Below are 12,311 nucleotides of genomic sequence, written 5' to 3'. Positions count from 1 at the left end.
GCTCACCCGAGTCCGGAATTCCGATCCCGGCCTGCCGGGGTCAACCGTAAGTGCATCTGAAGTCTTTGGAGTGACCCGTGGCTGCCAACTGCGACGTCTGCGGCAAGGGGCCGGGCTTCGGCAACAACATCTCGCACTCGCACCGCCGTACGTCCCGCCGCTGGAACCCGAACATCCAGCGTGTACGTACCGTGGTCGGCGGGACGCCGAAGCGCGTGAACGCCTGCACCTCGTGCATCAAGGCCGGCAAGGTCTCGCGCTGACGCTTTCGCTGAGCGCGCGGCCACAGCCGGTTTCGCCGCAACCAGCCGGTCCACCTCGTGTGGACCGGCTTTTTGCTGTGCCCGGGCAGCCGTCGGCTGCCGTGCGGGTCCGGGGTGGGGTGCGCGGCCCGGCGTTCGCGGGACCACCTCCCCCCGCTCTCGGCCCCGCTCGAGCGGGAGGTACCCCCGCCGCCCGCCCATGTGCCCCGCGACACGACTGCCCGCGGGTACGGCGGTCGGCAGCCTCAGCCGCTCCTCCGGCCGAGGTTCCAGCCGTGGTCCACCGGGCCGATGCCCGCGCCCAGCGCGAAGCCGGACGCGAGTGCCCCGGTGACGTACTCCTTGGCCGCCGTCACCGCCTCCGGCACGGACCGCCCCTTCGCCAGCTCCGACGCGATCGCCGACGCGAGCGTGCAGCCCGTGCCGTGCGTGTGCCGGTTGTCGTACCTGGGGGCGCGCAGCCAGTGTTCCCGCGTGCCGTCCGTCAACAGGTCGACGGCCCGACCCGTCTCCGGCGCGAGATGGCCGCCCTTGATCACCACCCAGCGCGGTCCGAACGCCAGCACCGCCTCAGCCGCCCGGCGCAGATCACGTTCTGATTCGACCCGTATGTCCGTGAGTTGTGCCACCTCGTCCAGGTTCGGGGTGGCCACGGTCGCCACCGGCAGCAGCCTCGTCCGTACGGAGTCCAGTGCGGAGGCCGCGAGCAGCGGGTCCCCGTGTTTGGAGACGCCCACCGGGTCGACGACCGCCGGCGCGTCCGTGCCGGCGATCAAGTCGGCCACCGTCTCGACCAGTTCGGCGGAGGACAGCATGCCGGTCTTGACCGCCTGCACGCCGATGTCGTCGACGACACTGCGGTACTGGGCCCGCACCGCCTCCACGGGCAGCTCCCAGGCACCCTGCACACCCAGGGAGTTCTGCGCGGTCACCGCGGTGAGCACGCTCATGCCGTGCACACCGAGCGCCAGCATTGTCTTCAGATCGGCCTGGATGCCCGCGCCGCCGCCCGAGTCGGACCCGGCCACGGTGAGCACCCTGGGCGGGGCGGCCCGGTCGCTCATGACTCGATGTCCGCGAAGTGGTCCCAGCCGCCCTGGGCCGTCCACGGGGCACCGTCGACCGTCACCTGGGGCAGCGCCGAGGGGTTGAGCACCTCGCCGATCACCTTCCAGCGGGCGGGCAGCTTCACGTCCGGCGGGAAGGTCGCCACGATCGCGTGGTCCTCTCCCCCGGTCAGCACCCACTGCATGGGGTCGACGCCGACGGCCTGACCGATGTCGTTCATCTGCGAGGGGATGTCGATCGCCCCGGAGCGGACGTCGATCCGCACCTTGCTGGCCTCGGCGATGTGCCCGAGGTCGGCGATCAGCCCGTCGCTCACGTCGCACATCGCGGTCGCGCCCAGCCCGGCGGCGGCCGGTCCCGCGTGGTACGGCGGCTCGGGGCGCCGGTGCGCCTCGACGAAGGCGCGCGGCGAGCGGAAGCCGCGGGAGAGCACCGCGTGCCCGGCCGCGGACCAGCCCAGCCAGCCGGTCACCGCGACGAGGTCGCCGGGCTGTGCGCCGGCCCGGGTGACGGGCTCCTGGTTGCGCAGATCACCGAGCGCGGTGATCGACACCATGATCGTGTCGCCGCGTACGACGTCACCGCCGACCACGGCGGCACCCGCCACCTGGCACTCGTCGCGCAGGCCGTCCATCAGCTCGCTGGGCCAGGTCACCGGCAGTTCCGCGGGGACGACGAGACCGAGCAGCAGCGCGGTCGGTACGGCACCCATGGCGGCGATGTCGGCGAGGTTCTGCGCGGCGGCCTTGCGGCCGACGTCGTAGGCCGTGGACCAGTCGCGGCGGAAGTGCCGCCCTTCCAGCAGGATGTCGGTGCTGGCCACCACCCTGCGGTCGGGCGCGGAGACCACCGCGGCGTCGTCGCCGGGGCCCACCCGGACCGCCGGGGTGGTGGTGAGACGGGAGGTGAGCTCCCTGATGAGCCCGAACTCCCCGAGCTCACCAACAGTGCCCTTCATCGGCCTTTCGCCCCTTCTGTCCCTGTCCGTGCCCGGTCGCGAGTCGTCCGAGACCTCGCTACGGTCGTCTTGACCGTCAACTTCTCTCGTGCCTGTACCCCGGCGCGCAAGGCCCGGTTCCCGCAGGTCTCCCCGCGAGGAGCGGCGACGCGATACCGTGGCGTTCCTTTTCCCCACATGATCCTCGTGGCCGCCCTGGAGGTTCCGTGGTACAGGCGTACATCCTGATCCAGACGGAGGTCGGCAAGGCGTCGACCGTCGCCGAGCTGATCGGCAAGATCCCTGGAGTCATCCAGGCCGAGGACGTGACCGGACCGTACGACGTGATCGTGCGCGCCCAGGCCGACACCGTCGACGACCTGGGCCGGATGGTGGTCGCCAAAGTGCAGCAGGTGGACGGCATCACCCGTACTCTGACCTGCCCGGTCGTCCATCTGTAGCCCCCGTCTACCCTGTGCCGGTGAACTCCTTCCGTCACCGGCACACCGTTGCGCCCGCACTCGCGGTGCTGATCACCGCCGCGGGCTGCTCCTCAGCAGACGACAGCGCGTCCGCGGCGGTTCCCAGCCCGGACGCGAAGGTCACCAAGCTGTGTCAGAACCTGGACAAGGCCCTGCCGGCGACGGTGGACGGTGAGAGTCGCGACGATCCCGCACCCGCGTCCGAACTGACCGCGGGCTGGGGCGGCGTGGCGATCATACTGCGGTGCGGTGTCGAGCGACCCCCGAAGATGGCCGACCCCAAGGTGGCCAACGGCCGCGACGCCGACGCGGTGCCGGGCGGGGTGAACGGCGTCGACTGGCTGATGGAGAAGCGGGACCACGGCACGTACCGCTTCACCACCGCCAATCGCGAGGCGTATGTCGAGGTCGAGGTGACCGACCAACGGGACAGCACGGGCGTGCTGATCGATCTCGCCCCGGCCGTCAAGAAGGCGATCCCCGAAGGGATCGCCTTCTGAAAGCCCGGGACGGCCGGTGCGCGGCTCAGCGCAGCCCGGTCGGCCGCCGCAGCGCCGCCTGCACCAGCCGGTCCACCAGCTCCGGGTAGCTCACCCCGGTGGCCTGCCACATCTGCGGGTACATCGAGATGGGCGTGAAGCCGGGCATGGTGTTGATCTCGTTGATCACGAACTCCCCGTCCTCGGTGAGGAAGAAGTCCGCGCGGACCAGTCCCTCGCAGGAGGCCGCGTCGAACGCCTCCACCGCGAGCCTGCGCACCTCTTCCGTCTCCTCGCCGGTCAGCGGCGCGGGCACGATACCGGGCGTGGAGTCGATGTACTTGGCCTCGAAGTCGTAGTACGCGTGCGTGTCGGGCGGCGGGATCTCGGCCGGCAGCGAAGCGCGCGGGCCGTCCTCGAACTCGAGCACGCCGCACTCGATCTCGCGGCCCGTCAGCGCCGCCTCCACGAGGATCTTCGGATCGTGGCGCTGAGCCTCGGCGATCGCCTCGTCCAGACCGGAGAGGTCGTCGACCTTGGTGATGCCGATCGACGAGCCCGCGCGCGCGGGCTTCACGAACAGCGGCCAGCCGTGCTCGCCGGCGAAGTCGACGATCCTCTTGCGGGCGGCGGCCTCGTCCTGTTCCCACTCACGCGGCCGGATCACCACGTACGGGCCGACCTTGAGCCCGAAGGAGGTGAACACCCGCTTCATGTACTCCTTGTCCTGGCCGACGGCCGAGGCGAGCACGCCCGAGCCCACGTACGGGACGCCGGAGAGCTCCAGGAGACCCTGGAGGGTGCCGTCCTCGCCGTAGGGGCCGTGCAGCACCGGGAAGACCACGTCGACCTCGCCGAGCGCCTTGGGCACCGAACCGGGCTCGCTGTAGACGACTTCACGGCTGGCGGGGTCGACGGGGAGCACCACACCGCCCTCCGCCGACTCGGCGAGCTGATCGACGCTGGGCGTACGGCGGTCGCTGATCGCCATGCGGTCCGGCTCGTCGGCGGTGAGCGCCCAGCGGCCGTCCTGGGTGATGCCGATCGGCAGGACGTCGTACTTGGTCCGGTCGATGGCCTTGAGGACGGCGCCGGCGGTGACCACGGAGATCCCGTGTTCGGAGCTGCGCCCGCCGAACACGACGGCCACACGCGGCTTGCGAGGCGGCTGCTCGGGGCTTCGGGGGAGGTTCTCGGTGCTCATATCGCGATGAGAGTACCCGTTGGTAGGGCCGGGAGACAGCGCCCGCAACGCCGCGCGTGCGCCGGATGGAGGGGGTCGTCGCTCAGCGTCGTTCGGGCTTCGCGCTGCGCGACATCAGCTCCTCGACGGCGACCACAGGAGGCTTGCCCTCGTGCACGATGGCGACGACCGTCTCGGTCAGCGGCATGTCGACGCCGTACCGGCGGGCCAGATCCAGCACCGACTGACAGGACTTGACGCCCTCGGCGGTCTGCTTGGTGACCGCGATGGTCTCCTCCAGGGTCAGGCCCTTGCCGAGGTTGGTGCCGAAGGTGTGGTTGCGTGACAGCGGCGAGGAGCAGGTGGCCACCAGGTCGCCCAGGCCCGCGAGTCCGGAGAAGGTCAGCGGGTCGGCGCCGAGCGCGACTCCGAGCCGGGTGGTCTCGGCGAGGCCGCGGGTGATGAGCGAGCCCTTGGCGTTGTCGCCGAGCCCCATGCCGTCCGCGATGCCCACGGCCAGCCCGATCACGTTCTTCACGGCGCCGCCCAGTTCGCAGCCGACGACGTCGGTGTTGGTGTACGGCCGGAAGTACGGGGTGTGGCAGGCGGTCTGGAGCCGCTGGGCGACGGACTCGTCGGTGCAGGCCACCACGGCCGCGGCGGGCATGCGGGCGGCGATCTCACGGGCCAGGTTGGGCCCGGTGACCACCGCGACGCGGTCGGCGCTCACCTTGGCGACGTCCTCGATCACCTCGCTCATCCGCATCGCGGAGCCGAGTTCGACGCCCTTCATCAGCGATACGAGGACCGTGCCGGGCGCGAGCAGCGGCGCCCAGTCGGCGAGGTTGCCGCGCAGCGTCTGCGAGGGGACGGCGAGCACGGTGAAGTCGGCGTCCCGCGCGGCCTCGGCGGCGTCCGCGGTGGCCCGCAGGTTCCCGGGGAGTTCGACGCCGGGCAGATACTCCGGGTTGATGCGGGTGGAGTTGACCGCCTCGGCGACTTCGGGGCGCCGTCCCCACAGCACGACGTCGCAGCCCGCGTCGGCGAGGACCATGCCGAACGCCGTGCCCCACGATCCGGTACCGAATACGGCCGCCTTGACCGGCTTGCTCACGTGCCCAGCCCCTCTTCCCGCGCGGTGGACCTGCCGCCCCGCGTCCGATCCTGCCGCGGTCGGTCCTGCCGCCGCTGCGCGTGCGTCCTGCGGCGCTGCTCGATCCGCTCCTGGCGCGGGTCGTAGGGCGTCTCGGGGGCCCTCTCGCCGCGGATGTGCTCCAGCTGGCGGGTGACGGCCGCCATGATGGCCTCGGTCGCCTCCTTGAGCAGTTCCGGGGTCATCTCCCGGTCGTAGAAGCGGTCGAGGTCGACCGGCGGCCCCGCCAGCACCCGGTGGGTCTTGCGCGGAAGGAGGCTGGGCTTCTTGGCGTACGGCGGCAGCAGCTCGTTGGCGCCCCACTGGGCGACCGGGATCACGGGGCACTTGGTCTGCAGGGCGACCCGCGCGGCGCCGGTCTTGCCGGTCATGGGCCAGCCGTCCGGGTCGCGGGTGAGGGTGCCCTCGGGATAGAAGGCGACGCATTCGCCGCGCTCCACGGCGTCGATCGCGGCCCGGAAGGCGCTGAGCGCGTCCGTGCTCTCGCGGTAGACGGGGATCTGCCCGGTACCGCGCATCGCGGCGCCGACCAATCCCTTGTTGAAAAGCCCGCTTTTCGCCAGGAATCGCGGCACACGTCCGGTGTTGTACTGAAAGTGCGCATAGGCGAAGGGATCGATGTGCGAATTGTGGTTGACCGCGGTGATAAATCCACCCTCGGCCGGAATGTTCTCCATTCCGCGCCAGTCCCGCTTGAGCAGAACCACCAGCGGCGGTTTGCAGATCACCGCGGCGAAGCGGTACCAGAAGCCGATTCTGCGGCGCGGCACAAGTACACCTTCCTCTTCCGAACGACAGGCCCAGGGCCCGGACCCGGAGGCCGGACGGGCCGCACAAGTGTCGCCCCGGGCCACCGGTCTGTCGAGAACACCGTACGCCCAGGCCCCCCTGCCGCCCGGTGCTCCGGGTGACAATGGCCGCGACAAGGGAGGGACGTAACACCCGTGCAGTGGACCTTGGTGGTACCCCTGAAGCCACTGGCCCAGGCCAAGAGCAGGCTCTCGGACACCGCGGACGACGGCCTGCGCCCGGGCCTCGCGCTCGCCTTCGCCCAGGACACGGTGGCGGCCGCGCTGGAATGCCCGGCGGTACGGGATGTGGTGGTCGTCACGAACGACGCCCTGGCCGCCCGCGAGCTGGCCGCGTTGGGCGCCGGAATCGTCCCCGACGAGCCGCGCGGCGGCCTGAACGCGGCTTACGCGCATGCCGCGACGGTGGTGCACGCCTCCCGGGGCGAGGCTTGTCTGGCCGCCCTCAACGCCGACCTTCCGGCCCTTCGCCCGGCGGAACTGGCCCGTGTTCTCGATACGGCCGCCGAATTCCCCCGCGCATTTCTCGCCGATGCCGCCGCGTTCGGCACGACAATGCTGGCCGCGACCCGGGGCCGGGAATTGCGCCCGCTCTTCGGTCCCGATTCCCGGGCCCGCCACCGGGCGTCCGGAGCCGTGGAACTGTGCCTGGAGACGGTGGATTCGGTACGACAGGACGTGGACACCGGCGACGACCTGCGGGCGGCGCTGGCGCTGGGAGTGGGCCCCCACACGGCCGCGGTCGCCGCGCGGCTGCTGACAACGGAGCAGTAGGCTGCCGCCATGCAGGCCACCGCGTACACGTACGACCCCGTCAGCCGCAGCGGCCAGGTGCTCCTGGACGACGGCACCCCGGTGTCCTTCGACGCTCCGGCGTTCGACGCGGGGGGCCTGAGGCTGCTGCGTCCCGGGCAGCGGGTGCGCATCGAGACCGAGGGCGAGGGCGAGGCCCGCCGGATCACCCTGGTGACGCTCCACACGTTCTGACCACCCGGACGCCGGCCCGTGCGGACACACCGCGGGCCGGACTCCCTGACGGAGTCCGGCCCGGCGTGTGAGAACCGTTCGCCCGCCGCTACTTCTTGCGGGCGGTGGTCTTCTTCGCGGTGGTCGTGCGGGCGGTCGACTTCTTGGCGGGCGCCTTCTTGGCCGTGGCCTTCTTCGCCGGGGCCTTCTTGGCGGTCGTCTTCTTCGCCGTGGTGGTCGCCGCGGTCTTCGCGGGCGCCTTCTTCGCCGGGGCCTTCTTCGCGGCCGCCGTCTTGGTGGTGGCCTTCTTCGCCGGGGCCTTCTTGGCGGCGGCCTTCTTCCCGGTGGCGGCCTTCTTCGCCGTCGTCTTCTTCGCGGCGGCCTTCTTCACCGTCGCCGCGGCACCGCCGGTCAGGCTGCCCTTGGGCGCCTTCTTGACCGAGACCTCACCGCCGCGCGGCAGCTTCTTGGAGCCGCTCACCAGGTCCTTGAATCCCTGGCCCGCGCGGAAGCGCGGAACGGAGGTCTTCTTGACCCGAACCCGCTCGCCCGTCTGGGGGTTGCGGGCGTAGCGGGCCGGGCGGTCGACCTTCTCGAACGAACCGAAGCCGGTGACCGAGACCCGCTCTCCCGAGACGACCGCGCGGACGATGGCGTCCAGTACATGATCGACGGCATCGGCCGCCTGCTGGCGGCCGCCCACCTTGTCGGCAATCGCTTCTACGAGCTGCGCCTTGTTCACGTCTTCCCCTTCGGAGACATCGCCAGAACGAAAGTGTTCAAGCTTTTTCGCACGTTAGGCAGATATATACCGCAAATCAAACACGAAACGGGCTAATCACCCTTGTGCCGCAACGAACTCGACTGTCTCGACTGGTTCAGCGTTCCTCTTCGGGGAATCGACCCTCGTCGAGGTCCGTGATGAACCGCTCCAGACGCCTTGCCGCATCGGCGAGATCATGTTTGGCCGCGGCCGTAATGACCAGCAGCTTCCGGGTCAGCGCCATCCGTACGCCCTCCGGGACTTGCAGTGCGCGCACCTTTGCATGCGCTTCTTTCAGCTGGACCGCGACCGCCGTATAGAGCTCGAGTTGGCCGTCGTGTTCCATGCACAGATTGTGCCATCTGGGGCGAGTTGTCGCCTGCGCAGGGGGTAACTGCCGCCCCGGACAGCCGTCCGTGCACTCGCGGGGGGCACGCTCACGTGACACGTGTACCCCAGCAACCACCTTCATAACGTGGCAAGTTGATGGCACTCAAGGGGACGCGCGGGGCCGAACGGGTGCAGACACGGCCGTACCCCCGATCGGGCCGATCGGGGGTACGGGAGGGGTGATGCGGTGGCCGAAAGTCGACCTCGGGTGAGGACTTCGACCGCGGCGGGGGTCAGGCCGTGAGCGTCCTCGGCTTGAACGACGGGCGCTTCGCCTCGTACGCGGCGATGTCCGCCTCGTTCTGCAGGGTGATGGAGATGTCGTCGAGCCCGTTCAGCAGCCGCCAGCGGGAGTTCTCGTCGAGCTCGAAGGAGGCGGTGACACCCTCGGCGCGCACCTCGCGGGCCTCGAGGTCGACGGTGATCTCGGCGGTGGGGTCCGCTTCCGCGAGCGCCCACAGCGCGTCCACGATCTTCTGGTCGAGGACCACCGTGAGCAGCCCGTTCTTCAGCGAGTTGCCGCGGAAGATGTCGGCGAAGCGGGAGGAGATCACGGCCTTGAAGCCGTAGTTCTGCAGCGCCCAGACGGCGTGCTCACGAGAGGAGCCGGTGCCGAAGTCGGGGCCGGCGACCAGCACCGTGGCGCCCTTGCGCTCGGGCCGGTTGAGCACGAACTCGGGGTCCTTGCGCCAGGCCTCGAACAGTCCGTCCTCGAACCCGTCCCGCGTCACCTTCTTGAGCCAGTGGGCCGGGATGATCTGGTCGGTGTCGACGTTGCTGCGGCGCAGCGGGACGGCCCGGCCGGTGTGGGTGGTGAAAGCTTCCATGACTGATCAGACTCCAGCGGGCGTACGGGCGTCGGCGTCGGCGAGGTCGGCCGGGGAGGCCAGGTGACCGAGGACCGCGGTGGCGGCGGCGACCTGCGGAGACACCAGGTGGGTGCGGCCGCCCTTGCCCTGCCGGCCCTCGAAGTTGCGGTTGGAGGTGGAGGCGGAGCGCTCACCGGGGGCGAGCTGGTCGGGGTTCATGCCCAGGCACATGGAACAGCCCGCGTGCCGCCACTCGGCGCCGGCCTCCTTGAAGACCACGTCCAGGCCCTCGGAGACGGCCTGCAGACCCACCCGCGCGGAGCCCGGGACGACCAGCATCCGTACGCCGTCGGCGACTTTGCGGCCCTTGATGATGTCCGCGGCGGCCCGCAGGTCCTCGATGCGGCCGTTGGTGCAGGAACCTACGAAGACGGTGTCCACGTTGATGGAGCGCAGCTCCTGGCCGGCCTCCAACCCCATGTACTCCAGGGCCTTTTCGGCGGCGAACCGCTCCGAGGCGTCTTCGTACGAAGCCGGGTCGGGGACGGACGCCGAAAGCGGAGCGCCCTGGCCCGGGTTGGTGCCCCAGGTGACGAACGGCGACAGTTCGGAGGCGTCGATGACGACCTCGGCGTCGAACTCGGCGTCCGCGTCGGACTTGAGCGTCTTCCAGTAGGCGACGGCCGCGTCCCAGTCCTCGCCCCGCGGGGCGTGCGGACGGCCCTCGAGGTACGCGAAGGTGGTCTCGTCGGGGGCGATCATGCCCGCGCGGGCGCCGGCCTCGATCGACATGTTGCAGATGGTCATCCGGGCCTCCATCGAGAGCTTCTCGATGGCGGGGCCGCGGTACTCCAGGACGTAGCCCTGACCGCCACCCGTGCCGATCTTCGCGATGATCGCGAGGATCAGGTCCTTGGCCGTGACGCCGTCGGGCAGTTCGCCGTCGACGGTGATCGCCATGGTCTTGGGGCGGGCCATCGGCAGGGTCTGGGTGGCCAGGACGTGCTCGACCTGGGAGGTGCCGATGCCGAAGGCCAGTCCGCCGAAGGCGCCGTGCGTGGAGGTGTGCGAGTCGCCGCAGACGACGGTCATGCCGGGCTGGGTCAGACCCAGCTGCGGGCCGACGACGTGCACGACGCCCTGCTCGACGTCGCCCAGCGGGTGCAGCCGGACGCCGAACTCGGCGCAGTTCGCCCGCAGCGTCTCCAGCTGGACCCGGGAGACCGGGTCGGCGATGGGCTTGTCGATGTCGAGGGTCGGGGTGTTGTGGTCCTCGGTCGCGATGGTGAGGTCGAGACGGCGCACGGGGCGGCCGTTCTTGCGGAGGCCGTCGAAGGCCTGCGGGCTGGTCACCTCGTGCAGCAGGTGCAGATCGATGAAGAGGAGGTCGGGCTCGCCCTCGGCGCGCCGGACGACGTGGTCGTCCCAGACCTTCTCCGCGAGTGTCCTACCCATCGCTTTCCCTTCGGCCGGCACAACGGCTCCGGCCCAACTAGAGATCTGTGCGAAGACGGCGCCCGCACCCCTGTTTCCGGGCGCCCGCCGCCAGGCCCGGTGGTCCACGGGCCGCATTGCTTCCGTGCTTCCAGAGTGGCGTGTTCCACGGAAAATTGAACTTGCGTTTCACAGAGTGAGACGCAAGTATCGTTTCATGGACAACAGTAGCGGCGTCGGCGTTCTGGACAAGGCGGCCCTCGTCCTGAGCGCTCTGGAGTCCGGTCCGGCCACCCTCGCGGGGTTGGTCGGAGCCACCGGACTGGCACGACCCACGGCCCACCGCCTGGCCGTGGCACTGGAGCACCACCGCATGGTGGCTCGGGACATGCAGGGCCGTTTCATTCTCGGCCCCCGCCTGGCCGAACTGGCCGCGGCGGCGGGCGAGGACCGTCTGCTCGCCACGGCGGGCCCGGTGCTCACCCACCTCCGGGACGTCACCGGTGAGAGCGCCCAGCTCTACCGCCGCCAGGGCGACATGCGCATCTGCGTCGCCGCGGCGGAGCGTCTGTCGGGTCTGCGCGACACGGTGCCGGTGGGCTCCACGCTCACGATGAAGGCCGGTTCCTCGGCGCAGATCCTAATGGCCTGGGAGGAGCCGGAGCGGCTGCACCGCGGTCTGCAGGGTGCCCGTTTCACGGCGACGGCCCTGTCGGGCGTACGGCGTCGCGGCTGGGCCCAGTCGATCGGCGAGCGCGAGCCGGGTGTGGCGTCCGTCTCGGCGCCGGTGCGCGGTCCCTCGAACCGCGTGGTGGCCGCCGTCTCGGTCTCCGGCCCCATCGAGCGCCTGAGCCGCCACCCAGGCCGTATGCACGCCCAGGCCGTCATCGACGCCGCCGCCCGCCTCTCCGAGGCGCTGCGCCGCTCCTGATTCACCCCTCCGTACCGTCCGTGGGAACGGGCCCGCCTCAACGCCGCGGCAGGCCCGTCCAGGGTTCCACGAGGCACTTCCGGAACGCCGAAAGCCCTCCACCGAAGTGGAGGGCTTTCGCTTCTGTACCCCCGACCGGATTCGAACCGGCGCTACCGCCTTGAGAGGGCGGCGTGCTAGGCCGCTACACAACGGGGGCCTGGATCATGCGTTTCCGCAGATCCTGCTGGTCTACCTGGACTCGAACCAAGACTAACTGAACCAGAATCAGTCGTGCTGCCAATTACACCATAGACCAATGATGGTTTAGACCAGTCAGTACCCCCGACCGGATTCGAACCGGCGCTACCGCCTTGAGAGGGCGGCGTGCTAGGCCGCTACACAACGGGGGCCCTAGCGATCCTGCATCGAGGCCAGCGGGATCTACCCTTGCTGTCCTCGCGGGAAGGATCTGTACCCCCGACCGGATTCGAACCGGCGCTACTGCCTTGAGAGGGCAGCGTGCTAGGCCGCTACACAACGGGGGCTTGCGGATGTGATCCGCGGGTTGCAGATGAGCTCTGCGAGCTGGCCTACCTGGACTCGAACCAAGACTAACTGAACCAGAATCAGTCGTGCTGCCAATTACACCATAGGCCACTGGA

15 protein-coding genes and 5 tRNA genes are annotated in these 12,311 nt (G+C 70.2%); 6 read left to right on the top strand and 14 right to left on the bottom strand.

The window, feature by feature from the left end; translation table 11 throughout:
- Positions 1–77: 77 nt before the first annotated feature.
- Positions 78–263: a 50S ribosomal protein L28 gene (gene rpmB, locus IE178_RS18635; protein WP_003993230.1), complete on the top strand. Its 186-nt coding sequence runs from the start codon at positions 78–80 to the stop codon at positions 261–263.
- Between the two features lie 245 nt (positions 264–508).
- Here rpmB and thiD read toward each other — a convergent pair whose 3' ends face one another.
- Positions 509–1,327 (bottom strand): bifunctional hydroxymethylpyrimidine kinase/phosphomethylpyrimidine kinase, encoded by an 819-nt coding sequence (gene thiD, locus IE178_RS18630; protein ID WP_193513094.1) that lies wholly within the window; start codon positions 1,325–1,327, stop codon positions 509–511.
- Positions 1,324–2,289 carry a thiamine-phosphate kinase gene (locus IE178_RS18625; protein ID WP_184764117.1) on the bottom strand — a complete coding sequence of 322 codons (966 nt, stop codon included), beginning with the start codon at positions 2,287–2,289 and terminating at the stop codon, positions 1,324–1,326. Before IE178_RS18625 ends, thiD begins: the two co-directional genes overlap by 4 nt.
- 206 nt (positions 2,290–2,495) lie before the next feature.
- Between IE178_RS18625 and IE178_RS18620 the strand changes: the two genes are divergently transcribed.
- Positions 2,496–2,729, top strand: a complete 234-nt coding sequence (locus tag IE178_RS18620) for an Lrp/AsnC family transcriptional regulator (RefSeq protein ID WP_037933238.1) — start codon at positions 2,496–2,498, stop codon at positions 2,727–2,729.
- A gap of 20 nt (positions 2,730–2,749) precedes the next feature.
- Positions 2,750–3,250 carry a DUF3515 domain-containing protein gene (locus tag IE178_RS18615; protein ID WP_184764116.1) on the top strand — a complete coding sequence of 167 codons (501 nt, stop codon included), beginning with the start codon at positions 2,750–2,752 and terminating at the stop codon, positions 3,248–3,250.
- Positions 3,251–3,275: 25 nt separating this feature from the next.
- On the opposite strand, the gene IE178_RS18610 is transcribed toward IE178_RS18615, so the two are convergent.
- From IE178_RS18610 to IE178_RS18600, 3 genes are all read right to left on the bottom strand, one after another.
- Positions 3,276–4,433 carry a D-alanine--D-alanine ligase family protein gene (locus tag IE178_RS18610; RefSeq protein WP_184764115.1) on the bottom strand — a complete coding sequence of 386 codons (1,158 nt, stop codon included), beginning with the start codon at positions 4,431–4,433 and terminating at the stop codon, positions 3,276–3,278.
- A gap of 82 nt (positions 4,434–4,515) precedes the next feature.
- A complete protein-coding gene (locus IE178_RS18605; RefSeq protein ID WP_193513093.1) occupies positions 4,516–5,526 on the bottom strand; it encodes an NAD(P)H-dependent glycerol-3-phosphate dehydrogenase in 1,011 nt (336 codons plus the stop codon).
- On the bottom strand, positions 5,523–6,335 hold the full coding sequence (locus IE178_RS18600) for a lysophospholipid acyltransferase family protein (protein WP_184764113.1): 813 nt from the start codon (positions 6,333–6,335) through the stop codon (positions 5,523–5,525). Before IE178_RS18600 ends, IE178_RS18605 begins: the two co-directional genes overlap by 4 nt.
- 174 nt (positions 6,336–6,509) lie before the next feature.
- On the opposite strand from IE178_RS18600, the gene cofC reads away from it, so the two are divergent.
- Together cofC and IE178_RS18590 are read left to right on the top strand one after the other, a co-directional pair.
- Positions 6,510–7,148, top strand: coding sequence for a 2-phospho-L-lactate guanylyltransferase (gene cofC, locus IE178_RS18595; RefSeq protein WP_184764112.1), 639 nt, complete (start codon positions 6,510–6,512; stop codon positions 7,146–7,148).
- A 9-nt stretch (positions 7,149–7,157) separates the two neighbouring features.
- Complete coding sequence (locus IE178_RS18590) at positions 7,158–7,361, top strand: hypothetical protein (RefSeq protein ID WP_184764111.1); 204 nt, start codon at positions 7,158–7,160, stop codon at positions 7,359–7,361.
- Positions 7,362–7,449: 88 nt separating this feature from the next.
- Here IE178_RS18590 and IE178_RS18585 read toward each other — a convergent pair whose 3' ends face one another.
- The 4 genes from IE178_RS18585 to leuC form a co-directional block, all read right to left on the bottom strand.
- Positions 7,450–8,082 carry an HU family DNA-binding protein gene (locus IE178_RS18585; RefSeq protein WP_184764110.1) on the bottom strand — a complete coding sequence of 211 codons (633 nt, stop codon included), beginning with the start codon at positions 8,080–8,082 and terminating at the stop codon, positions 7,450–7,452.
- 136 nt (positions 8,083–8,218) lie between these two features.
- Positions 8,219–8,449, bottom strand: coding sequence for an SCO5555 family protein (locus tag IE178_RS18580; RefSeq protein WP_184764109.1), 231 nt, complete (start codon positions 8,447–8,449; stop codon positions 8,219–8,221).
- A gap of 277 nt (positions 8,450–8,726) precedes the next feature.
- Positions 8,727–9,320, bottom strand: a complete 594-nt coding sequence (gene leuD, locus IE178_RS18575; protein WP_193513092.1) for a 3-isopropylmalate dehydratase small subunit — start codon at positions 9,318–9,320, stop codon at positions 8,727–8,729.
- A gap of 6 nt (positions 9,321–9,326) precedes the next feature.
- Entirely contained in the window at positions 9,327–10,757 is a 1,431-nt protein-coding gene (gene leuC / locus IE178_RS18570) for a 3-isopropylmalate dehydratase large subunit (RefSeq protein ID WP_184764107.1), read from the bottom strand.
- Between the two features lie 196 nt (positions 10,758–10,953).
- On the opposite strand from leuC, the gene ndgR reads away from it, so the two are divergent.
- A complete protein-coding gene (gene ndgR / locus IE178_RS18565) occupies positions 10,954–11,667 on the top strand; it encodes an IclR family transcriptional regulator NdgR (protein ID WP_184764106.1) in 714 nt (237 codons plus the stop codon).
- Between the two features lie 126 nt (positions 11,668–11,793).
- Here the strand turns inward: ndgR and IE178_RS18560 are convergent.
- The 5 genes from IE178_RS18560 to IE178_RS18540 form a co-directional block, all read right to left on the bottom strand.
- A tRNA-Glu gene (locus tag IE178_RS18560) sits at positions 11,794–11,866 on the bottom strand.
- Between the two features lie 27 nt (positions 11,867–11,893).
- Positions 11,894–11,965, bottom strand: a tRNA-Gln gene (locus tag IE178_RS18555).
- A 21-nt stretch (positions 11,966–11,986) separates the two neighbouring features.
- Positions 11,987–12,059 (bottom strand) — tRNA-Glu (locus tag IE178_RS18550).
- Positions 12,060–12,121: 62 nt separating this feature from the next.
- Positions 12,122–12,194 (bottom strand) — tRNA-Glu (locus IE178_RS18545).
- 40 nt (positions 12,195–12,234) lie between these two features.
- Positions 12,235–12,306 (bottom strand) — tRNA-Gln (locus IE178_RS18540).
- Positions 12,307–12,311: the final 5 nt, after the last annotated feature.

It is taken from the genome of Streptomyces griseoloalbus (assembly GCA_014650015.1).
GTDB classification, from domain to species: domain Bacteria; phylum Actinomycetota; class Actinomycetes; order Streptomycetales; family Streptomycetaceae; genus Streptomyces; species Streptomyces griseoloalbus.
The sequence above is the reverse complement of the archived record's forward strand: the minus strand, read 5'-3'. Positions and strand labels throughout refer to the sequence as shown.